The organism is Prevotella sp. HJM029, assembly GCF_000599605.1.
In the GTDB taxonomy this organism is placed as follows: Bacteria; Bacteroidota; Bacteroidia; order Bacteroidales; family Bacteroidaceae; genus Prevotella.
In genome coordinates, this window is the sequence record NZ_KK082660.1 from 7,060 (window position 1) to 29,781 (window position 22,722).

The 22,722-nt window shown below is 47.3% G+C and carries 17 protein-coding genes and 1 pseudogene; 13 read left to right on the forward strand and 5 right to left on the reverse strand.

From position 1 onward, the window contains the following. The 8 genes from X919_RS16065 to recQ form a co-directional block, all read left to right on the forward strand. Positions 1-241 (forward strand): integrase core domain-containing protein (locus X919_RS16065; protein ID WP_253270106.1); only part of this gene is annotated, 241 nt, incomplete at its 5' end. Between the two features lie 70 nt (positions 242-311). Next, positions 312-752 carry a hypothetical protein gene (locus X919_RS0106985; RefSeq protein WP_028899536.1) on the forward strand — a complete coding sequence of 147 codons (441 nt, stop codon included), beginning with the start codon at positions 312-314 and terminating at the stop codon, positions 750-752. Positions 753-1,045: 293 nt separating this feature from the next. After that, positions 1,046-1,186 carry a hypothetical protein gene (locus X919_RS16580; protein WP_155949696.1) on the forward strand — a complete coding sequence of 47 codons (141 nt, stop codon included), beginning with the start codon at positions 1,046-1,048 and terminating at the stop codon, positions 1,184-1,186. Positions 1,187-1,335: 149 nt separating this feature from the next. Further along, positions 1,336-1,938, forward strand: a complete 603-nt coding sequence (locus tag X919_RS0107000; RefSeq protein ID WP_028899538.1) for a hypothetical protein — start codon at positions 1,336-1,338, stop codon at positions 1,936-1,938. Between the two features lie 318 nt (positions 1,939-2,256). Continuing rightward, complete coding sequence (tig, locus tag X919_RS0107005; RefSeq protein WP_028899539.1) at positions 2,257-3,609, forward strand: trigger factor; 1,353 nt, start codon at positions 2,257-2,259, stop codon at positions 3,607-3,609. A 173-nt stretch (positions 3,610-3,782) separates the two neighbouring features. Further along, positions 3,783-4,496 (forward strand): ATP-dependent Clp endopeptidase proteolytic subunit ClpP, encoded by a 714-nt coding sequence (clpP, locus tag X919_RS0107010; RefSeq protein WP_025070953.1) that lies wholly within the window; start codon positions 3,783-3,785, stop codon positions 4,494-4,496. 4 nt (positions 4,497-4,500) lie between these two features. Beyond that, a complete protein-coding gene (clpX, locus tag X919_RS0107015) occupies positions 4,501-5,769 on the forward strand; it encodes an ATP-dependent Clp protease ATP-binding subunit ClpX (protein ID WP_028899540.1) in 1,269 nt (422 codons plus the stop codon). 95 nt (positions 5,770-5,864) lie between these two features. Then, positions 5,865-8,042 (forward strand): DNA helicase RecQ, encoded by a 2,178-nt coding sequence (gene recQ, locus X919_RS0107020; protein ID WP_028899541.1) that lies wholly within the window; start codon positions 5,865-5,867, stop codon positions 8,040-8,042. 64 nt (positions 8,043-8,106) lie between these two features. Here recQ and X919_RS0107025 read toward each other — a convergent pair whose 3' ends face one another. Further along, positions 8,107-8,481, reverse strand: a complete 375-nt coding sequence (locus tag X919_RS0107025; protein WP_028899542.1) for a pyridoxamine 5'-phosphate oxidase family protein — start codon at positions 8,479-8,481, stop codon at positions 8,107-8,109. A 335-nt stretch (positions 8,482-8,816) separates the two neighbouring features. Here X919_RS0107025 and X919_RS0107030 point away from each other — a divergent pair, with 335 nt between their 5' ends. Beyond that, positions 8,817-11,135 carry a TonB-dependent receptor domain-containing protein gene (locus tag X919_RS0107030; protein ID WP_028899543.1) on the forward strand — a complete coding sequence of 773 codons (2,319 nt, stop codon included), beginning with the start codon at positions 8,817-8,819 and terminating at the stop codon, positions 11,133-11,135. 168 nt (positions 11,136-11,303) lie between these two features. Here the strand turns inward: X919_RS0107030 and X919_RS0107035 are convergent, their stop codons facing one another. Beyond that, entirely contained in the window at positions 11,304-12,473 is a 1,170-nt protein-coding gene (locus X919_RS0107035) for a DUF6261 family protein (protein WP_028899544.1), read from the reverse strand. A 391-nt stretch (positions 12,474-12,864) separates the two neighbouring features. After that, the gene (locus tag X919_RS17235; protein ID WP_253270107.1) at positions 12,865-13,017 is read right to left on the reverse strand and encodes a hypothetical protein; all 153 of its coding nucleotides are present in this window, start codon (positions 13,015-13,017) and stop codon (positions 12,865-12,867) included. A 318-nt stretch (positions 13,018-13,335) separates the two neighbouring features. Between X919_RS17235 and rsmA the strand changes: the two genes are divergently transcribed. The 4 genes from rsmA to cysK all read left to right on the forward strand — a co-directional run bounded on the left by rsmA (position 13,336) and on the right by cysK (position 16,728). Beyond that, on the forward strand, positions 13,336-14,133 hold the full coding sequence (rsmA, locus tag X919_RS0107045; protein ID WP_028899545.1) for a 16S rRNA (adenine(1518)-N(6)/adenine(1519)-N(6))-dimethyltransferase RsmA: 798 nt from the start codon (positions 13,336-13,338) through the stop codon (positions 14,131-14,133). An 89-nt stretch (positions 14,134-14,222) separates the two neighbouring features. Next, the gene (frr, locus tag X919_RS0107050; protein WP_028899546.1) at positions 14,223-14,783 is read left to right on the forward strand and encodes a ribosome recycling factor; all 561 of its coding nucleotides are present in this window, start codon (positions 14,223-14,225) and stop codon (positions 14,781-14,783) included. Positions 14,784-14,792: 9 nt separating this feature from the next. Continuing rightward, positions 14,793-15,725 carry a ribosome small subunit-dependent GTPase A gene (gene rsgA / locus X919_RS0107055; protein WP_028899547.1) on the forward strand — a complete coding sequence of 311 codons (933 nt, stop codon included), beginning with the start codon at positions 14,793-14,795 and terminating at the stop codon, positions 15,723-15,725. A 52-nt stretch (positions 15,726-15,777) separates the two neighbouring features. Beyond that, a complete protein-coding gene (gene cysK, locus X919_RS0107060; RefSeq protein ID WP_028899548.1) occupies positions 15,778-16,728 on the forward strand; it encodes a cysteine synthase A in 951 nt (316 codons plus the stop codon). Positions 16,729-17,028: 300 nt separating this feature from the next. On the opposite strand, the gene X919_RS15065 is transcribed toward cysK, so the two are convergent. Together X919_RS15065 and X919_RS16075 are read right to left on the reverse strand one after the other, a co-directional pair. Continuing rightward, positions 17,029-22,419 carry a DEAD/DEAH box helicase gene (locus X919_RS15065; protein WP_081759437.1) on the reverse strand — a complete coding sequence of 1,797 codons (5,391 nt, stop codon included), beginning with the start codon at positions 22,417-22,419 and terminating at the stop codon, positions 17,029-17,031. A gap of 63 nt (positions 22,420-22,482) precedes the next feature. Next, positions 22,483-22,717 (reverse strand): annotated as a pseudogene (locus tag X919_RS16075) (cell filamentation protein Fic); the annotation flags it as partial. Positions 22,718-22,722: the final 5 nt, after the last annotated feature.

The window sequence follows — 22,722 nt, forward strand, 5'->3', positions numbered from 1 at the left end:
TACAAAGTTTTATCCCGAACTCGCGTATTATTTCTGTCCCTCTGAATTAGAAAAGGCTATTGTCCAATGGGTGAAATACTATAATGAGAGGAGGTTTCATGAATCGTTGGACAATCTTACACCAAGAGATGTATATTTAGGCCAAGGGGAGGAAATTAAAAGAATAAGAGGAACTATAAAGCAAAATCCAACCAACAAAAGAATTTCTGAGCATAAAAGAATGAAATCACAGCATAAATAACTACATTTGCAGTTGTGCACTTTTGCTTGACAACGTACATCTCTTAGATAAAGCAAAATAATGATTAAATATGAAAATTAACTACTGGGTACTCTTATTATTCATTATAGTTGTTAACATACAACTTTATGGACAAAAGGTAAAATTATTAGATAATACATATTATAAGGCTTTTGGAGATAGAAGTGATATCGTAAACATTATAGAGCACGAACGCTCTCAAATAATAATGCTTTTAGAGCCATCATTATCATCTATGATAGAAGAAACACTATCCACTGATACAGCTCTTTTTCGATGCGTATTAATTATAAATATAGAAAGAACGAATAACATTTTCAATATCTACAATGATAAGCCATTCTTCTATAAAGATAATAATAAAAGGTATGAGAATCTCAAAATTAGCGATGAGATAACGGCTATAGTACGTTCGATAAAAATCTGCCCATTACTAAATAGAAGAAACAAAAAAAAAATAAGTTTTGGGTTGGTGTTCCATCGAAAGTAACTGAACTACTTCTTCTAACCTGAGATATGGATAAAGAAGACAAGATTCTAAGTATTAGAAAGCGCAATCAGGTAGTGTAATTTCAACTATGTCAAGGCTCTAATCCTTCATATTTTATCTCATTTTAAGGATGAATTGGGAAATGTTATGTTTTGTAAACGTAAAAATGGGACAGGAATCTATAGCATTATAATTAATGATACAGGTTATGGATTTCATATATTTGTAGATATTGTTAAAAGTGAAAGTACTTACCAGGACTTCAATGATATAAAAAGCTTCTACATAAAAAAATGCAAGGAATTAGGAATCGAAAAACGATATGGAGAATGATGAAAAATATTGATGAATTTGGCTCAATGGAGAATGTACGAGACAAGACTGCCCCTTGGGGTGAAATACTCAGTCACCTGACTCGTCCGAAGGATGAATGAGGATACGATTTAAGCGAAACCAGAGTTTCCGACATATTCTTCCAAGAGGCTGCTGATGGATTCTGTTCTTGGTTTATCCTCCAATACATGAAAGGATATAAGCCATTCGTAACAATGATGTCAAAAGAAATTGAAATAGAAGGAAGATTATGAATATGAGAAAGTTCTTTTTAGGAGTATTAGTATTTTGCCTTGGAAGTCTTGTCTTTTTTATATCAAGATGCAATATGATTGACAAAAGCAGTTATTATGTCCTTGAATGTCGTACTGGTAATGACAACGAGAAAAAGATATATGCAGCAAGTATTATTCTTGTGGCGAATGCTCCTTGCCTAAAGAGCTCATTAAAGAGAAACTTAGAAACTTTCTTTTGGGAGAATATAACACTGGATACAATAAATAGATATAACTCTATGTATGGTTATAGGTTTTATAGAGAGACAAAATATCTCACTAAAGACTTTAAAGAGGGGGGACAATATAATCCGGAATTTAGTAGCTGGGATAATACAATGGACTGGAGAAATCATCTAAAAGATAGATTAGGAGAGGTATGTTTTTTTTGCCGAGAGGATAAAACAGGATTTTATGTTTGCAGAATCGCCAAGCAGGCTGTAGTTTTTCATTGGTTTGAACCTTCTTATGAAGATTTTGAGTATAGAGAAGATTTTAATAATATAAATGATTTCTGGAAAAAGAAGCGAAAAGAATTAGGAATTGACAATACGAGACCTCTGCAAAACCTCATATAGATAGCGAAATCATAAATATAACTCATTGATTATCAATAGTAGCTTTTGAGTGTAAAAAGACTTTTACAGGCGTCTCTACTTATAATTCGTAATTCGTCGGACTCATGTTATATTAACAAATTGAGTTTACAGCAAAGTGGTTATATTTTTATTTATATAAGAATTTCTTGAGTAGTCCATAAATCACTTTCTTATGGTAATGTTTGGAAAAATAAGGTATTTTTATATCGTATTATTAGGTATATTCGTGGATAATGCGTAAATTTGCGTCCCGTAATTTGCGAAAACAAAAATATAATATAAAAATAAAACAGCAAGATGAATATTTCATTTGAAATTGCAGACAAGGTGAATGGTCTGTTGACCCTCACCGTAGAAGAGGCCGATTATCAGGAGAACGTTGAGAAAGCGTTGAAAGACTTCCGTAAGAAGGCTAATTATCCTGGTTTCCGTCCAGGCATGGTTCCTATGGGACTGATTAAAAAGCAATATGGTGCATCGGCCAAGATGGATGCCATTAACAAGCTCATTGGTGAGCAGATTTATAAATATGTGCAAGACAACAAAATTCAAATGCTTGGCGAACCTTTGCAACACGAAGGTCAAGAGCCCCAAGATTTGGAAAAGCCTGCACCTTATACGTTCCAGTTTGATATTGCTGTGGCACCCGAATTCAGCATCGAACTCAATGGCCACAACAAGATTGACCATTACACCATTACGGTTGATGATGCGTTGATTGACCGTCAGGTCGACATGTTCGCTTCTCGTTTGGGCAGCTTTGAAAGCGTTGACAGCTATGAAGACAACGACATGTTGAAAGGCGATTTGCGCGAGCTCGATGAGAAGGGCAACACCAAAGAAGGTGGTTTGACCGTTGAAGCTGCATCGGTGATGCCCAATTACATTAAGAACGAAGCACAAAAGGCACTTTTCAATGGGGCAAAGAAGGGCGACATCATCACGATGAATCCTCGTGAGGCTTATGAGAACAATGCTGAGTTGGCTGCCTTCTTGAAAGTGAAGGAAGAAGAGTTGGGCAACTACACGGGCAACTTTAGCTATCAGATTACTGACATTCAGCGCTATAAGAAGCATGCTGTTGACCAAGAATTGTTCGACAGAACGTTTGGTGAAGGCGAAGTTAAGAGCGAGAAAGCATTCCGTGAGCGAATTGCTGAAGGTTTGAAAGAACAGCTTTCGGTTGACGCCGACTACAAGTTTATTCAGGATGTTCGCGCTTATTGCGAAAAGAAAGTGGGTGATTTGCAATTCCCTGATGCTCTTTTGAAGCGCATCATGCTGAACAACAATAAGGAACGCGGTGAGGAATTTGTGGAGAAGAATTATGCCAACAGCCTTAAAGAACTCACTTGGCGCCTGATTAAAGACCAGCTTGTGGCTGCACACAACATCAAAGTTGACGACAAAGACGTGTTGGAAGCTGCCAAAGAAACGGCTCGTGTGCAGTTTGCGCAATATGGCATGAACAATGTTCCCGACGATTATGTGGAGAACTATGCCAAGGAAATCATGAAGAAACGTGAGAATGTGGATGGTTTAGTTGACCGCGCTTCAGACATTAAGCTCTGCGAAGCATTGAAGAAAGTGGTGAAACTGAATGAAAAAGAAATCTCTCTTGAGGACTTCAATAAGATGATGAGCGAATAGTTTTTGTAAAAAACTAACCCGATAAGAAAGGTTATCGACTTTTTTTATTATCTTTGTGTGAGTAAAGTGCCATGTCGATGTGAAATCATTGGCATAGTCTTTGCAAAGAAGATAAGAGAAAAAGGTGGATAACCTTTATTTTTTTTATACAAATGATCAGTAAAGGAAGAAGTATGAATAACGATTTTAGGAAATATGCTACGAAGCATTTAGGCATGAATGGTATGGTGCTTGACGATGTAATGAAGGCTCAGGCACAATATCTTAATCCTTATATTTTGGAAGAGCGTCAGCTCAATGTGACACAGATGGACGTATTCTCGCGCTTGATGGCCGACAGAATTATTTTCTTAGGTACAGAGATTGACGACTATACGGCTAACACTATATCGGCACAATTGCTCTATTTGGACTCGGTAAACGATGCGGGCGACATCTCTATCTACATCAATAGTCCTGGTGGAAGTGTGACAGCCGGTTTAGCCATTTACGACACTATGCAGTTTGTGAGCAGTGATGTTGCTACCATTTGCACGGGCATGGCTGCTTCGATGGCTGCCGTTTTGTTGGTTTCTGGCCAAGAAGGTAAGCGCTCGGCCTTGAAGCATAGCCGCGTGATGATTCATCAACCTTTGGGCGGTGTGCAAGGGCAGGCTTCGGATATTGAGATTGAAGCAAAAGAAATTCAAAAGTTTAAGAAAGAGCTCTACACCATTATTTCAGAACATTCGCACACACCTTTTGAGAAGGTTTGGCAAGATAGCGACCGCAATTATTGGATGACTGCTGAAGAGGCCAAGGCCTATGGTATGATTGATCAGTTGTTGGTGCGCAAGAAAGATGGTCCAGTTGGTAATGAAACGACAACGAATGGCGGGGAGAAATAAAAACATGGCAAAGAAAGTATGTAGTTTCTGTGGGCGCGGCGAGAACGAAGTTCCGTTGCTCATTACGGGCGTGAACGGCTACATTTGTGCCGACTGTGCGCGTCAGGCCTACGAGATTGTGCGCTCTGCTACACGTGCTGCTGGAGGAAAAATTGATGATTTTGAAGAGGAAGATACGATTGAAAAGCCCATCGATACTTTCGAATGGAAGAACGTCCCTAAGCCTAAAGAAATCAAGAAATATTTAGACGAATATATCATTGGGCAAGACGAGGCTAAGCGTTTCCTGTCGGTAGCGGTCTACAACCATTATAAACGTTTGCAACAACCCATGGACGATGATGGGGTGGAGATAGAAAAAAGCAACATCATCATGGTGGGAACCACAGGAACAGGCAAGACCTTGTTGGCGCGCACCATTGCGAAATTGTTGCAAGTGCCTTTCACCATTGTCGACGCTACGGTGTTTACCGAAGCGGGTTATGTGGGCGAAGACGTGGAAAGCATCTTGAGCAGGTTGCTGCAAGTAGCCGACTATAATGTTGAAGCCGCGCAACATGGCATTGTGTTTATCGACGAAATCGACAAGATTGCCCGCAAGAGCGACAACCCATCCATCACGCGTGATGTGAGCGGCGAGGGGGTTCAGCAAGGACTTTTAAAGCTGCTCGAAGGCACGATGGTGAATGTTCCGCCCAAGGGTGGCCGCAAACATCCCGATCAGGACTATATTCATGTGGATACACGCAACATTCTTTTCATCTGCGGCGGTGCTTTCGACGGCATCGAACGTAAGATTGCACAGCGCATGAATACGCGCGTTGTGGGTTACAATGCAGTGCAGAATGTAGCCAAGATTGATAAAGAAAATCTTATGAAGTATGTGCAACCCACCGACCTCAAGGCCTTTGGCTTGATTCCAGAGATTATCGGTCGTTTGCCCGTGCTGACCTATTTAAACCCATTAGACCGCGAAGCTTTGCGCCGCATCTTGATAGAACCGAAAAATTCTATCATCAAGCAGTATGTGAAGCTGTTTGAGATGGACGGCATCCGCCTGTCGTTTGACGACGATGCGCTCGATTTCATTGTCGACAAGGCGGTGGAATATAAATTAGGTGCGCGCGGTTTGCGCTCTATTGTGGAATCGGTGATGATGGATGCGATGTTTGAGATTCCGTCTGAACGAAAGAAAAAATTCACCGTTACGTTGGATTATGCTAAGAAGCAAATGAATAAATCGCATTTAAGACAATTAGATGTAACGGCCTAACGGCGGCGTGCGGGGCGATGGGTGCCGCCATTGTCCCCCATGCACCCAAGGGCAGCACCCATCAAAGGTAATGAACTTATAGACAAACGCAACCTATGACAACGAACGCTAATCTTGCAAAGCAGTTGAAACACTATTTTGGTTTCGACCAATTTAAAGGTGATCAAGAGGCTATTATTCAAAATTTGATGGCCGGCAACGACACCTTTGTGCTCATGCCGACAGGAGGTGGCAAGAGCCTTTGCTACCAGTTGCCGTCGCTTTTGATGGAGGGCACCGCCATTGTGGTGTCGCCTTTGATTGCTTTGATGAAAAATCAGGTCGACGTGATGAACAGTTTGAGCGATGAACCTTGTTTGGCGCATTGTCTCAACTCGTCGCTTACGAAGACCGCTGTGCAGAAAGTGATGGACGATATTCGCAGTGGTCGCACCAAACTGCTGTATGTAGCGCCCGAGTCTTTGACCAAGGAGGAGACCGTAGCGTTTTTGCAAACCATCAAGATTTCGTTTTATGCCGTGGACGAAGCCCATTGCATTTCGGAATGGGGGCACGATTTCCGTCCTGAATATCGCAACATCCGCCCCATCATCAACCGCATAGGCAACGCACCTGTCATTGCACTTACGGCCACAGCCACCGACAAAGTGCGCAGCGACATCAAGAAAAGCCTCGGCATAGCTGATGCGAAGGAGTTTCGCAGTTCATTCAACCGTCCCAACCTTTATTATGAAGTGCGACCTAAAACCAACGACATTGATAAGCAAATCATTAAATTCATTCGGCAAAATGCAGGCAAGAGTGGCATCATCTACTGTTTGTCGCGCAAAAAAGTGGAGGAGTTGGCCGAGATTTTGCGGGCCAACGACATCAAAGCTGCACCCTATCATGCAGGTTTAGAGAGTGGCGTGCGTTCACAAACGCAGGACGATTTTCTCATGGAGCGGCTTGATGTCATCGTGGCTACCATTGCTTTTGGCATGGGCATCGATAAGCCCGACGTGCGCTTTGTCATCCACTATGACATCCCAAAGAGTCTCGAAGGCTACTATCAAGAGACGGGACGCGCAGGCCGAGATGGCGGCGAGGGGCAGTGTATCGCCTTCTATGCACAGAAAGATTTGAAGAAATTAGAGAAGTTTATGGAGGGGAAGCCCGTGGCCGAGCAAGACATTGGCCGGCAGTTGTTGCAAGAGACGGCCGCCTATGCCGAGTCTTCCGTCTGCCGACGTCGTATGCTGTTGCATTATTTTGGCGAAGAATATCCCTACGACAACTGCCATAATTGCGACAACTGTCTCCATCCCAAGGTGCAGATTGAAGCCGGAAATGCCTTGCTGATTGTCTTGCAGGCGGTGCGCGATTTGAAGGAAAAGTTCCGCCAAGAATATGTCATTGACTATGTGAAAGGGCGTGCCACCGACGACATTGTGTCGCATCATCATGACGAGCTTCCCTCGTTTGGTGCAGGCGAAGACGAAGATGCCAAGCATTGGAATCCCGTCATTCGGCAGGCCATCATTGCGGGCTACCTCCGCAAAGATGTTGAGAACTATGGGTTGTTGAAGCTCACGGCCGCCGGAAAACGCTTTCTCAAGGCGCCCACCTCGTTTAAGATTGTCGAAGATGCCGAGTTTAATGGCGAATATGATGAGGAGACCGACGACCCGACAGTCGTTGCACTCGACCCCGAACTCTATGCCATGCTCAAGGACTTGCGCAAGTCAATGGCCACCAAATTAGGTGTTCCGTCCTATGTGATTTTCCAAGAAAGTTCGTTAGAGCAGATGGCAACCATCTATCCTGTTACCATCGAAGAGCTGCAACAGGTGCAGGGCGTGGGCGTGGGGAAAGCCAAACGCTATGGCGGCCCGTTCTTAGAACTCATCGCAAAGCATTGCCGTGACAACCAAATTGAGCGTCCGGGCGAGCTGCGTGTGCGCACCGTGGCCAAGAAGAGTGCCACGAAAGTGAAGATTATCCAGAGCATCGACCGCCAATTAGCCTTGGATGACATTGCTGAAAGTTTGGGCATGTCGTTCGACGAACTGTTGGATGAGTTGGAAGCAATCGTGTATAGCGGCACGAAAATCAACATCGAATATTTCATCAGAGACATCATGGACGACGAACACATCGACGACATCTACGACTATTTCACCGAGAGTGAGACCGACGATCTGCGCGTGGCTGTGCGCGAATTGGGGGGCGATTACACCGACGAAGAGATACGTCTTGTGCGCATCATGTTTATCTCTGAAATGGCCAACTGATGCCTTTCCGCTCTTCATCGCGTGCCATTGTGCGCAAGTGGCAGGCGATGACGTGGCTGAAGGCCTAAAGCATTTGCTTGGCAACGTCTACGGTTATCGCTAAGACGCTCCTGATGAAAGGATATTTCTGACGCATCATTTCATAATCGGGGCCCGAAGTGAGAAACTTTGCACGCCCTTCTATGCGGAAGCCTGTGCCCTGGTAGCCGTTGAATCCCTCAACGTCGCGTGTTCCTAATGCGAGAAGAACGCGGTCGTTCACCTCGACATTGGCTTCGGTCTGCTTCATTCCGGCCGCGGGAATGAGAATTCTTTCATTATCGGTCACCACCAAGTAGCTGTTCCAAGTGCACGTCAGGTGGGGTTCTGCATGCCCCCACGATACGATTGAAACGACACCTTCATGGCGAATAACATCGAAAAACTTTTCTGTAAGCATTTTAATTTCTTTATTTTGTTAAACAGGTGGGCAAAGGTACGAAATAAAAGGGAGACTCTGTTGCCGTTGCTTTGGTAATTTGCCGGCCGGAAATCGTTCCCACACCATGTGGCGACGATAAGATGATAGCGATATGGTTCCTGCGCCGGACGGCGATAGGAAACGCTTTCTTCGAAAGGTAAATGATAAGGTTGTTAACAAAAAAAATAACGGACTATTGTGTTTTGTGCCATTTTTCTTTTAACTTTGCGAGACTTATCGGCCACGCGTGACAGAAGATGCACGACATCTTTTTTTCCGAGCCGCCTGTTTTAATATGCAAACACAACATCAACATGCAAAAAATGCTTCTCCTTTTCGTCCTCTTCATGGCGCAGACCGTGCACGGACAAACCCTTTCGGGCACCGTTTCTGACGCGCATCATGCCCCCATTGCCTTTGCCAACATCGTGGTGTTATCGCCCGACGACTCCACTTTCGTCAGCGGAACCACCAGCCAAGCCGACGGCTCCTTCACACTCACTTCCATTCAGAAGGGGCAACTGCTCAAGGTGTCGTGCATCGGTTACGAGCCGTTCACGACCATTTATGGCGGCACATCGCCGCTGCACATCACCCTTGCCGACGCAACGAAGCTGCTCAGCGAAGTGGTTGTGAAATCGAAGCGCCCGCAGACACAATTCAAAGGCGAGGGCATGCTGACCACCATTGCCGGCAGCCTCTTGGCCAAAACAACCTCCATGGAGCAACTGCTCAACAACATTCCGCAGGTTTCGGCACGCAACGGCACCCTTGAAGTGTTTGGACGCGGCACGCCCGAGGTCTATATCAACAATCGAAAAATGCAAGACAACAACGAGCTGATGCGCCTTCAGCCCAACGAAATCAAAACCATTGAGGTGATTACCAACCCCGGTGTGCACTACAATGCGCAGGTGAAAAGCGTCATCCGCATCACCACCAAGAAGCTCTATGGCGAGGGGTGGGGCATTGATGCACAAACCAGCGCGGGCATCAACGACCAGACGCGCACCAGTGGAACCGAGGCTGTGAACCTCAATTATCGGCAAGCCAAGTGGGAACTGAGCGCCACCCTCTCGGGCAACTACACCCACCGACCCAACGACAAAGACTTTTCGCAACACACCTTCTTAGCCGACACGTGGCAACAAGACACGCATCTCACCCAGGAATACACCAACATCAACCACTACACGCGCTTGGCCGGCAGCTATCTCTTCAGCGTCAACCACACCCTTGGCGCCAGCATCAGCTATTTTCGCTACGCACGCAACCACGGCGAGGGCGACATGGCCACCACCTCGTTGAAAAACCAATTGTCCATCGACCAAACCGCCACACACTATTCCGCCGCCGAACGCCCGCAAAACGCCTCATCCAACGTCTATTATGTGGGCAAAATCGGCAAAGTCAGCATCGACTTCAACACCGATTTCTTTTGGAGCGGCAGGAAAAGTCAGATGTATAACCACGAGCGCTACACGCCCACCGGCATGCCGACAACCGAGGATTGGGTGAACTCCGACCGTCGCGTCTATGCCCGTTTGCTGGCCTCGAAGCTCGTGGTCGCATGGCCTTTATGCAGCGGCAAATTGACCTTGGGCAGCGAATATTCCACCTCGAAACGCAAGAGCCGATACACCTTGCTGCCCCAACATTTGGTTGACAACGAGCAAAGCCGCATTCGCGAGAACATGACCTCAGCCTTTTTCGACTACAACCGCAACTTCGGCAAGCTCTATCTGCAGGCCGGACTGCGCTACGAATACATCGATTTCAACTACTACGCCCACGGCATCTATCGCCCAGCGCAAAGCAAAAACTATGGCAAATGGTTTCCCTCGTTGACCCTTTCCATGCCTGTGGGCACCACCGAAATGCAACTCACCTATGCCACCGACATCAATCGCCCCGACTATGAGCAGTTGCGCGAGGGCATACAATATGACAACCGCTACACCTACGAGGCGGGCAACCCCTTTTTGCAGCCCACCATCAGCCGCAACCTGGGCTACGCACTGTCGTGGAAATGGGTTTTGTTCAATGCCCAGTATGCCCACGTGAGCGACGACATCTACGAGTTCTCGCGCATTTATCGCGGCAATCCGCAGCAGCTGCTCAACCAGCCCGAGAACGTTGCGGGCTACAACCGCTTGCAAACCACCCTCAGTCTGCGCCCGAAATGGGGCATCTGGTCGCCGCGTTTCGAGGCGTCGCTCAGCAAGCAATGGATGCACCTCGACATCCACGAGGGCGCGCTGCCCAATCATCCCGTGGCCAGCTTTCGACTCAACAACGTGCTGGATGGAAAATGGGGCACGTTTTCGCTCTTCACTACGCTGCGCACCCGCGGAAACGAAGGCAATGTGTTCTACAGCAAACCACGGTGCACCATCGACCTTTCGCTCTACAAAGCGTTGCTCAACCAGCGCCTCTCCCTGCAATTCTATGCCTCCAACCTCTTCCATACGGGCAAGGACAGCTATGAGTTCTACAGCGGAACGGCGGTCACCACGCGCGTGACCGAATTTCCATCTACCGCCTACTGGCTGACCGTGCGCTATCGTTTCAACACCACCAACAGCCGATATAAAGGCACCGGAGCCGGTCAATCGCAGCGCAACCGCATGTAGCGACCGGCGTTCATTGGCGAAGTTGCCGTCGCGAACAGCCTGCTCAGTCACTACTCCTCACGCCCTTCACATCCTCTTTGCTCTTGGCCACACACAAAACGGGGACGGGAATGCATCACGCACTCCCGCCCCCTTATTTATAACATTAAGCCAATACTTCCGAACTAATTATCCTTTTGGTTTGATCTCAGCTTCGCCTTGGCCTCCGCCAGGATTCTTTCCTTTGCCCGAGGCGTCGTCGCTGCCAGAGCCATTCCCCTTGTCTGATGCGTGGCCGCCTTTGTCGGATGCCTCGTCTTTGCTGGGTGTGTCGCCTTTTCCTGTCTTTTTGCCCTTAGGTTTCACCGTGGCCGAGCCGTTGCTTTTTGCGCTGGGCTTGGTTTTAACCAATGCCAGTTCGCCACCCACGAGCCGTGTCCACAACGTCTTGCCCGTGCTGGCGGCGAGCACCTCGTAGCGCGTTTCTTTCTTGACGATTTGTGTCCGCCCCGTGAAGGACAGGTCGCCCGCAGCGTGGCCCGCCTTTGCGGCCAATGCGGGCAGCAGCGGGTCGATGCGCTTGTGGTTGCTCTCCAACTCCATCTGCTTGGCGATGTCTAATTGCGCCTTGCTCGATTTGCGGCTTGTGGCATAGCGGGCGAGCACGGCGTTGAGGTTGTTCACCAAATTGGTGATGAGCTTCTTGTCGGCTTCGGTGGTGGCGAAGTAGAAGGCCGCCTCGATGTTGCCGCGCACCTCATAGAAGGTGTCGTCGGTCAGTGGGCGCACAGCTTTGGCTGATGTAAATCCCGATTTGTCGGAGCCATCAAGGCGCTTGAGTTCTAATCGTTCAAACTCCTCGTTGGTGGTTTTCAGCATGGCGATGACCGCTGTTAGTCCCAAGGCCGCCGTTTCGGTGGAATACTTGCCCAAATCCTTCAACATTCCGTTGATGTGCATGCTTTCGGCCTGCAACACCTCCCGTTGAATGCCTTTGTAGGAGTCGACCAACTTCACGAGCCGTTCGGCCGGTTCGCGCAGCGCTTTCACGGGCGAGCGGCGATTGCTGCGAATGGCACTGAAGATTTGCGTGATGAGCGCGTCGCGGTCGTCGTCCAATTGTTGCATCTTGGCCGTAAGCTCGGTGTCCTGCTGGGCGTTGTTCAGCTCCACTTCCTGCGCAATCAGGTCGTTCCAAGCCTTGAGCAGCTCATCGGTCAGATGCAATTTCTGTTTGTCCTGCGCTGCAACCAAGCTGTAGAGTTGTTGATGCAATTCGGCATGCATCGCGCTGGTGTGCGCTGTGATGGTACCTGTCACCCGCACGTAGCGGGGAGATTTTTTTTGTTGGTTCTCCATTTTTTTAGTTGTTTTAAGTTTGCGCCAATAGCGGCGCCTGATGTTTGTTTTTGCAAAAGGTGTCCGTCGAATATCGTTTCCTCAGGGCCGATTACAAAGACTGGCGTAAAAGTACGCTTTTCTGCTTACAAAACCAAAATCTGAGCGCAGAAATTGCCCATTTCTTCAATTTTTTTTGTTTTTAGTCCGTCGTCGAACTATTCGCCGGCAACCTTCTCTTGTTTTAGTCCGTCGTCGAACTATTCGCCGGCAACCTTCTCTTGTTTTAGTCCGTCGTCGAACAGTTCGCCGGCAACCTTCTCTTGTTTTAGTCCGTCGGCAAACTATTCGCCGGCAACCTTCTCTTGTTTTAGTCCGTCGGCAAACTATTCGCCAGCAACCTTTTCTTGTTTTAGTCCGTCGGCAAACTATTCGCCGGCAACCTTATAACACGAACCATACGAGAAATGGTAGGGGCGGCGCCTGTGTGCCCGCCCGAACGTCCGCGCAGCGGCGTTTCCATCTGCAAAGGGCACATCCCCACCTGTAAAGAAGGCATTTCCATTCATAAACGATGTATGCTCACATCAAAACATGTTTGTGCTTTGCGCTGATGGATGCGCCCTTGCAGGGCGACACGGGCGGGCACACAGGCACCGCCCCTACCAACCTCCATCACGCCCCTCTACCACGCAACCTTCCTCATTTTAGTGCAGCGGCAAACTATTCGCCGGCAATCTTTTTTCGATTTTGGTCATTGTCGCCGGCTCCGCCGCGTGCGAAACGGGGCGGAACTATGCGGCGGTGCATAAAAATCGGGGCGATGGCTTGGGGTGTTGGCCGAGATTGTTTACTTTTGCAACATCAACAACAGTTTACGCATATGAAATTAGTGAAGCCCAAGAAGAACTTGGGACAGCATTTCCTGACGGATTTGACGATTGCGCGGCGCATTGCCGACACGGTGGACGCCTGCCCCGCGCTGCCCATCTTGGAGATTGGTCCTGGCATGGGCGTGCTCACGCAGTTTTTGGTGGCGAAGGAGCGCGAGGTGAAAGCGGTGGAAATCGACCGCGAGTCGGTGGCGTTTCTGCATGCCAACTATCCGCAGCTGCGCGACAACATCATTGGGGAAGACTTTTTGCGCATGGATTTGTCGACCGTCTTCGGTGGGCGTCCTTTCGTGCTCACGGGCAATTACCCCTACGACATTTCGTCGCAGATTTTCTTTAAAATGCTCGACTACAAGGAGCTGATACCTTGCTGCACGGGTATGATTCAGCGCGAAATGGCGCAACGCATCGCCGCGCAGCCCGGCAGCAAGGCCTATGGCATCCTGTCGGTGCTCATTCAAGCGTGGTATGATGTCGACTATCTGTTCACCGTCGACGAGAATGTGTTCAATCCGCCACCCCGGGTGAAGAGCGGCGTCATCTGCATGCGGCGCAACGGCGTGGCGCAGTTGGGCTGCGACGAACGGCTGTTCAGGCGCGTGGTGAAAACGGTGTTCAACCAGCGACGCAAGATGCTGCGCGTGAGCCTCAGGCAGCTATTCGATAAAACGTCGATGCCGGCACCCCAATTCTTTGCCACCGACGAGATGACGCTGCGCCCCGAACAGCTCAGCGTGGCACAGTTTGTGGCGCTCACCAATCTTGTGGCGCCCCACATTCGTCCGTAGCCGAAAAGATGCGGAATATTTTGTGGAAAGCATTGGAAGATTAAAAATTAATCTCTAATTTTGCGGAAACGAATTTTAAAACTACCAATATGTTAGACGTAAAAGCAACACTGAGCGACGCGCAAGAGCGCATGGAAATGGCGGCCATGTATTTGGCCGACGAGTTAACCCACATCCGAGCAGGTCGCGCCAACACAGCTATTCTTGATGGCGTGAAGGTGGAGTCCTATGGCTCGAAGGTGCCGCTGAATCAAGTGGCCAACATCTCTACGCCCGATGCACGCACCATCGCTATCCGACCATGGGACAAAAAGGCCATCAAAGACATTGAGAAGGCCATCATGGACAGCGACGTGGGCATCACACCCGAGAACAACGGCGAGGTGATTCGCCTCGGCATTCCGCAACCCACCGAGGAACGCCGCAAGGAGCTCGTGAAGCAATGCAACAAGATTGGCGAACGCACGAAGGTCGAGGTGCGCAATGTGCGTGGCGAAGTGAAAGATAAACTCAAGAAAGCCATCAAGGATGGGCTGTCGGAAGACTTGGAAAAGGATGCCGAGAACGACTTGCAAAAGACGCACGATAAATATATCAAGCGCATCGACGACTTGCTGGCCGAGAAGCAAAAAGAAATTATGACGGTCTAAGTGCAGCGCTTGAAAGGATTAGTTATTAAAAACACGGGCAGCTGGTACACGGTGAAAACCGATGATGGCCAGCTGGTGGAAAGCAAAATCAAAGGCAATTTTCGCTTAAAAGGCATTCGCAGCACCAACCCTGTTGCTGTGGGCGACCGTGTAGAGATTGCCGTGAATCAAGAAGGGACGGCGTTCATCACGAGCATTGATGAGCGCCGAAACTATATCGTTCGTAAGTCGCAAAACCTGAGCAAACAAAGCCACATTCTGGCCGCCAACGTCGATCAAGCGGTGCTCGTCGTCACGGTGAATTATCCGCAAACAAGCACCATCTTCATCGATCGCTTTCTGGCATCGGCCGAGGCCTACAGGGTTCCGGTGATATTGGTGTTCAACAAGACCGACAGGCTCTCGCCCGACGAGCGGCGCTATCAGCAGGCGGTTTGCCAACTCTACGACACCATCGGCTATGCGTGCCACGAGATTTCGGCTGCCACTGGGCAAGGCGTCGACCAACTCATGCCGCTATTGAAAGATAAAATCACGTTGCTCAGCGGCAATAGTGGGGTGGGGAAGAGCACACTCATCAACCGAATCCTACCGCAGGCCAACCTCAAAACGGCCGAAATCAGCGACGCGCACAACACGGGCATGCACACCACCACCTTCAGCGAAATGCTCGCTCTGCCCGAGGGGGGCTATCTCATCGATACGCCGGGCATCAAAGGCTTCGGCACATTCGACATCGAACCCGAAGAACTCACGAGTTATTTCCGCGACATCTTCCACTTCGCACGCGATTGCAAGTTCAGCAATTGCACCCACACCCACGAACCGGGATGCGCCGTTCGTCAGGCTTTAGCCGACCATTACATTGCCGAGAGTCGCTACCAAAGCTATCTCAGCATGCGCAATGATAAGGACGAAAACAAATATCGGGAGCCCTATTAAGGGGGCGTCCGCAACAATAATCATTTCATTTTAATCAAGAAAGGATTGAGCTATGAGTAAAAAAGTAGCAGAGAATGTACTTCAGTTGGTGGGCCGCACGCCCTTGGTTGCGCTAAACAAATATTCGGCTTGGCGTGGAGTTGAAACGCCCATCGTGGCCAAGGTTGAGTATTTTAATCCTGGCGGCAGCGTCAAAGACCGCATTGCTTTAGCCATGATTGAGGCGGCCGAAGCCTCGGGTGAGCTGCAACCTGGCGGCACCATCATCGAACCCACCAGCGGCAACACGGGCGTGGGCTTGGCATTAGTCGCCGCAGTAAAAGGCTATCGGCTGATTCTGACAATGCCCGAAACGATGAGCGTTGAGCGCCGAAACTTAGTGAAAGCCTATGGAGCCGAAGTGAAACTCACCGAGGGCAAGGCAGGCATGAAGGGCGCTATCCGTGCAGCCGAAGAGTTGAAAGCTACGATTCCAGGCAGCATCATCTTGGGACAGTTCACCAATCCGGCCAATCCCGAGCGCCACTATGCCACCACAGGCCCCGAGATATGGCGCGACACCGACGGAGAAGTGGATATTTTTGTTGCAGGTGTCGGCACAGGTGGCACCGTTTCGGGTGTGGCGAAATACTTGAAAGAGCAAAACCCAGCGGTGAAGATTGTGGCCGTTGAACCCAAAGAGTCGCCCGTTTTGAGTGGCGGTGCCAGCGGTCCTCACAAGATTCAAGGTATCGGAGCAGGCTTTGTGCCCGAGACCTATGATGCAAAGCTCATTGATGAAGTGGTGCAAGTGGCCAACGATGAAGCGATTCTTGCCGCCCGCCAATTGGCTAAAACAGAAGGCTTGCTCGTGGGCATCTCGTCGGGTGCGGCTGCTTTTGCGGCTGCAAGTGTGGCACTTCGCCCTGAAAATAAAGGCAAGCGCGTGGTCACCTTGCTTCCCGACACCGGCGAACGCTATCTCTCTACCGTGCTTTATGCGTTTGACGAATACCCACTGTAAACGCTTGGCGGGCGCATAGCGTGCCACAATTTCCATGCCTTGCGCAGCTTGTGTTTCGCGCAAGTGTGCAGAGATTGCTATACTTTGTGCCGCTTCGCCGCTCGTAACGCACCTATCATAAAGCTAAGGGTTAGCTTCCTCTTTTGTGGAAACTAACCCTTTCTTCTTTCCTTTCGGCGACGTTGCCTCGCCATGCGCCACGCCTTGTAAGGCCTAATCAGAATGTTTGTGGTAGATGTCCCACAACATGTCCGAGAATCCCCATCCGCAGTCGGTCGCATTTAGCATCCGTTTGATGCGTTACTTATGTTTTCTTCTCACATTCGTTACCTTTCCCAAATGGTATTCTGCTTGCCAAACGACTAAGCCGTTTCCTTTCTGTCGAGCGACGCTGAAGGTTACATGCGTTATCTCTACCATGCAACTATCGCCAAAAGGACCCACCGAGAGGCGGATGCGTTTGTAAGGACGCGCTACAAATGGGAAGTGTCCGTCGTTGTATTCATCAGGATGATAGGTGCGCCCCTCAATAGTATGCTTCGGGTCGCAGAGTGGTGTTCCGTGCACGTCGGTGGCAAGATATTTGTTGGCTGTGTAGGCATTGGATATCTCGCGATATTCCGTTTTCTTTGTTCCTGCCACAATCTGATCAAAGAACACTTGCTTAATGCTCAACTTCAGCGTGTCGCTACCTTTGTAAGTATTAGGGTCTTCTTCCTCCGCGGGTAGCATATCGTGGCCTTTCTCCGTAATAGTAACGTTACTGCCATCGAAGTGTAGTCGTGGCAATCGCTCCACAATATCAGCAGTTTGCAGGCTTACATTCATCACCGATAACAACAGATTGAAAATATAGCGCGGCTCTTCATGCTCTTTGCTCCAAAGGTTGGGGTCGTTCTTGATAAGGCTTTTCTTATCAATGGTCACAGCATATCGTTCCATAATCCATTCCACCGCACTCTTGCCATTCACCACATACTTGTAAACGCGTGTGGGAATATCGTCAATGCGCAGATATTCGTTGTAGATAATGGTACCCTGTTCACCTTTCTTGGGAAAGTGCATCTTGCTCACGGCATAATGTTCGTATTCGTCATCCCCAGCATAGGTGTCGCTGATGGTTACATCGCATGGCTCAACACTTTCGTAATTTAAATGTAGCTCTGCCAACGTCTTGCCCGCATAGTAGAAGTTCATCCACTCTGTTTCGTCCGTAATAATAGGAATGCGAGGTAGCGATTTCTTTAAATCCGATGCAAAGGTTTCACGATAGTCGGGCGAATGCAGCAAACCATAAACATAATAGAATATCATTTCTTTGGTGATTTTCTTATTGCCCACACGGTTCCTTACTTCTTTCAACATCCAATCACTGATGCCGTCGTGGCGGATATAGTCACAACATCCTTTTGTAAACAAACCTTGTTGCTTGTTTTCTTCGTACCAATAGAGAGGGAAGCATTGTGCACCAGCATCTAAACTATTGTAATCAATAATATTATTACTAATAAAAAGGGTATGCTCCTTATTTGCACCTTTACCACTAACTATAATTATCTTATTCTTCGTATTTGCTTTAGGGAAGAAGTTCTTACTAAGTCCGGGACGTTCGATAAAATTATCATCAAAATATAAATATTGTTTACAGAAAGGGCGGTAAAGACTACTTCTATAATCAGTTTGAGTAGATAATGCAAGCCCTTTGTCTAAATATCTTTTGAGGTTTACCGTCCAACTAATCTTTTGTGGATTAGTGTCAATAAAGTCTTCCACGGATAGATTAGGATTTGTGGTCGAAGCATTCTGGTAGTCTTCGCATTGAGCATTATAAAAGTCTATCATTCTTTGCATATTTTGACCGATTGTCTCTTTAGAGAAACCATATACCCAATTGTCTCGTCCTGATGCAATAGCTGGTCCATTCATCATAAACGCACTCTGCGTTTTCGCATCAAACTTCTTTTCTGGTGCCAAGGGTATCAGTTCTGCAAAGCCTTCGTTGCGTGGGTTAATCCAGTCGCCGTGTTCGTTAGGCTGAAGGATTGTCCAATCGAGTTTCGATGAACTGACGCTCTTAAAGTTGCGTACTAATTTTAGTTTCTCTTCGCGCGATAGGTAGTCGCCGATGTCGTGATAATAGATCGTAGCACGATTGTCGGCTGTCTGATGAGGTTTCTTGACCAACAATGTAATGGCTATAGGAGTGCGAGAACCTGAACCAAATATTTTTCCTCCTTCTTTTCTTGACAATTCTCCACTCGTTCGTTGGTTTCCCCGCAGATTGAGTACATAGATAGCCGAGAACTCACGCGCTAAACATTTGCGGAAACCATCGTTGGCATTGCCGTCTATCCATGCGCCATTGCTGATAAATGCCACAATGCCTCCTTCTTCTTTATTCATGGAGAGACGGTCGGACGCCCATCTAAAGGCTTTGATATAAAGGTCGTAAGTAGATTTGTTCAGTCCTGCAGCAGATGCTTTCACATAAGTATCAGTAATGCGCTTGTCAAGCATTTCGTAGCTTTGATTCTGCGCATTGTCGTTGGCAGACTTCTGACCAATGGAATAAGGAGGATTACCTATAATGACACGTATAGGAGCTTTGAGTTGTTGTTCTACGTTGGCGCTGTTTCCCGCAAACCACGATTTATCAAAAACAGGTTCCCGATGTTCAGTGGTCTGGAACGTGTCTGTAAGACATATATTATTGTAGGGCAGATATTCCGCACGCTGTGTCAATTCATGGAATACGCTCTCGATATTGACATCGGCAATATAGTAAGCCAGTAGCACAATCTCATTGCAATGAATCTCGCGCAGATATTTGCGTTCCATGTCTTCTGGGTGAATCAGTCCGCTTTGCAGCAAGCGAGTGACAAAGGTTCCTGTTCCAGTGAAGGGGTCAAGAATGTGCACATGCTCATCGGTCAATGAGCAGTTGAATTCTTTTTGCAGAATATCGTTCACCGAGTGTATAATAAAATCGACACATTCTATCGGTGTATAGACTATGCCTAACTTGTCTACCGTTTTAGGGAAAGCCCCCTTAAAGAACTTCTCGTACAGCGTTTTGATGACGGCTTGTTTCCCTTCTAAGTTATCGATTTTCCCGACATATTTGCTTACGTTGCTGTAGAAATCCTCAAGCACAGAAGTATCTTTGCTTACTTCTTCACTTTCTAAGAGTTCCAGCATGCGTTGCATGCTTTGGCTTACCGTATTGTTGGTTGCAAAATGATATTCTTGGAAAAGAGCTTCAAACACAGGACGGGTAATCATGTGTTGAGCCAACATTTCGATGGTCTGTTCTGCCGTAATCGAAGGATTGAGGTTTTGTTGCAACACATGTAGAAAGGTGTCAAACTCTTCTTTGTGTACACCAGTATGAACAAGTTGCCCAATACGATAAATAAACTTCTTGGCAATATCACCAACTTTAGTAGCCCAGTTCTCCCAATACAGTCGGTCGCCAACCTTTTCTACCATTTTGGCATATATGCCATTTTGCAATTCGCCAAATCGAAGTTCGAGTTGGGTAGCCACATCCTCATTGGACAGTTGTGCAAGGTCTTTCTCATTGTCATCATGCGTAGGTCGTGCGTCGCCGCCAAGCATCTGGAACGAGCCCCTTGGCACTCCAGCCACAACAATCTTTGAAGGACGTTCTTTGTTCAAACTGATTTTGTTGACCGTAGCATTAAACTGTTCATCGTGCGCACGGAGAGCATTGAGAATATCCCAAACTACCTTAAATCTATCATTGTTGTCAAGAATAAGATTAGGTTCGGTGTTGGGCGGAACCACTACCGGAATGATAATGTATCCGTATTTCTTTGTTTCTTGAGTTTGAGGGTCTTTAAAACTACGCATCACTCGTCCAACACTCTGCACTACATCTACTTGGCTATCACGAGCCGACGCGAAGATTACAGCATCAAGTGCCGGCACGTCTACACCTTCAGATAAACAGCGCACATTGCTTAATATACGGCACTGACCATCGGCAATGCTCTCATCCTTCAACCAGTCTATGGCTTCAGCTCTTATCTCGGCACTCATTCTGCCGTCGATATGGCGTGCTTCCACATTTACGACTTGATTACGTTCGCTTTCATCAACATCGTTTTCTTTATAGTATTTGGCCCATTCGGGGAACTGCTTGGCAAAGTCGGTTGAGGCGATGCCATTAGAACGCTTTGAGCGATTGATAGTAGAACAAAATACCACAGCACGCTTCATCATGCTGGGGTCTTCTGCTGCCGTAACCCCTTTGTCTCCTTTGATGCGTTTAGAAAGCGCATTGACACATCCCACCAGTTTAGAAGCATCATCCAGCGTAAGTTCATCGTTGCCTTTGATCTTCGCTTTCATGTCCTCTGACAAATCTTCTTCACTCAACGTCAGCACCAGCACCTTGTAATCGGTAAGCAAACCAAGATTAACCGCTTCACCAAACCCGATACGATAAAACTCCTTTCCAAAGAACTCCTCATTATCCATACTCCATAGAAGCATATCTTTTTCCTTGGCTGTTTCTTTGATGTTGGCATTGTAATAACGTGGCGTTGCCGTCATATACATACGCTTCCGCCCTTGAATAAAGTTATTATCGTGAATCTTCGTGAAATTGCTTTCCTCTTTATACTTGCTCTTTGCACCCGTGGTTCGATGTGCCTCATCGCATACAATCATGTCGAACACACCAAAAGTTCCGTTGGTCTCTTCGAGTACTTGCCGTTGTGCTTCAGCTACCACGTCAATGCTTTGATAAGTGGAAAACACCACAATCAACGCATCGCTCTTTCTATATTGTAACAAATGCTTTACAGTAGTAGGAATATTGGTGGTAGCCGGATATGGCATATCTACAATACTGACATCAATGTCTTCATTGAGTTTAGACGCTTTCGAGTCAGAACAAATACAGACTGGTTTGATGATGGCAGAAGTGTCGGTCATCCAATTATTTAATCCTTGTCCTAATAAGGCAATGCTCGGCACAAGAAACAGGACAAGTCCTTTTTTGTTGGTCTCCTGTTCTACGATTTTCAGCGAGGTATAAGTCTTACCCGTGCCACATGCCATAATGAGTTTGCCACGATCATGCTCCATGAAATGATGATGAGCACATTCCATCGCTTTTATTTGATGGGTGCGAGGGCTTTTCCCTGGTAACACAGCACTCTGTCCCTGTTGACCACTATTGAGCTTTTCCCAATCGACCGCAGCATTTCGCAATTCAAACTGATTGATACGAGTAAACGGAATGAGCTGGTTTTGGATTTTCTGCTCTGCATGAGGATTCCATTTCGATGTCGTTGAAACCCAAATCATCTCGGAAAAAGAAATCTTTTCTTTCGTGTCAGGATGCGTAAATGTGCGTGTTGCTTGTGAAATAAAAGAATCAACTTTAGGCATATCAATAACAGCATCTTCACGATAGCATTTGCATTGGATGGCCCAAAACTCACCTTGATCGGTCTCTGCAACAAGGTCAATACCCAAATCGTGCGTTCCGAACTCGGCTTTAGCAGGAAATTCATTCCAAAGCCATACTCTTTTCACGGTAGTACTGAACCGCGAGTCAGAGAGGAACCAACGTTGTATCAGCTGTTCAAACTTATGCCCTTTTTCCAATTCCGTTGCCGAAGATTCGCGGAATAAATTTAGTATATCATCAAACGTCATCATTTGTTTTATTTTCTGTGACTTTTTTACTTGTTAACTTTATTGTTATTACCTAGAAACATTAAATTTAAAGCTGTGAGTGGCACTCACGACTTCAACATTTTCTGATTCCAATCCCCCCTTTCAGCCATTTCCAGTAATTACCAGCTTTAGTTTTATCAAGCTCATTACTAATAGAATGAACAAAATCTGTTGTTGAAGACCACCAGCAGTTTTGTTCCTTATTCCATATGGCTCTCTCTTCGCGAATATTGAAGAAATGGATAGCAATCTTTTGTTGTTTCTTTTCTATTCTCACGGGTA

What these genes read in the sequence shown, in the direction of transcription:
- X919_RS0106985 (WP_028899536.1), top strand. Translation starts at nt 312, where the DNA reads ATGAAAATTAACTACTGGGTACTCTTATTATTCATTATAGTTGTTAAC.
- X919_RS16580 (WP_155949696.1), top strand. Translation starts at nt 1,046, where the DNA reads ATGCAAGGAATTAGGAATCGAAAAACGATATGGAGAATGATGAAAAAT.
- X919_RS0107000 (WP_028899538.1), top strand. Translation starts at nt 1,336, where the DNA reads ATGAATATGAGAAAGTTCTTTTTAGGAGTATTAGTATTTTGCCTTGGA.
- tig (WP_028899539.1), top strand. Translation starts at nt 2,257, where the DNA reads ATGAATATTTCATTTGAAATTGCAGACAAGGTGAATGGTCTGTTGACC.
- clpP (WP_025070953.1), top strand. Translation starts at nt 3,783, where the DNA reads ATGAATAACGATTTTAGGAAATATGCTACGAAGCATTTAGGCATGAAT.
- clpX (WP_028899540.1), top strand. Translation starts at nt 4,501, where the DNA reads ATGGCAAAGAAAGTATGTAGTTTCTGTGGGCGCGGCGAGAACGAAGTT.
- recQ (WP_028899541.1), top strand. Translation starts at nt 5,865, where the DNA reads ATGACAACGAACGCTAATCTTGCAAAGCAGTTGAAACACTATTTTGGT.
- X919_RS0107025 (WP_028899542.1), bottom strand. Translation starts at nt 8,481, where the DNA reads ATGCTTACAGAAAAGTTTTTCGATGTTATTCGCCATGAAGGTGTCGTT.
- X919_RS0107030 (WP_028899543.1), top strand. Translation starts at nt 8,817, where the DNA reads ATGCAAAAAATGCTTCTCCTTTTCGTCCTCTTCATGGCGCAGACCGTG.
- X919_RS0107035 (WP_028899544.1), bottom strand. Translation starts at nt 12,473, where the DNA reads ATGGAGAACCAACAAAAAAAATCTCCCCGCTACGTGCGGGTGACAGGT.
- X919_RS17235 (WP_253270107.1), bottom strand. Translation starts at nt 13,017, where the DNA reads ATGGAAATGCCTTCTTTACAGGTGGGGATGTGCCCTTTGCAGATGGAA.
- rsmA (WP_028899545.1), top strand. Translation starts at nt 13,336, where the DNA reads ATGAAATTAGTGAAGCCCAAGAAGAACTTGGGACAGCATTTCCTGACG.
- frr (WP_028899546.1), top strand. Translation starts at nt 14,223, where the DNA reads ATGTTAGACGTAAAAGCAACACTGAGCGACGCGCAAGAGCGCATGGAA.
- cysK (WP_028899548.1), top strand. Translation starts at nt 15,778, where the DNA reads ATGAGTAAAAAAGTAGCAGAGAATGTACTTCAGTTGGTGGGCCGCACG.
- X919_RS15065 (WP_081759437.1), bottom strand. Translation starts at nt 22,419, where the DNA reads ATGACGTTTGATGATATACTAAATTTATTCCGCGAATCTTCGGCAACG.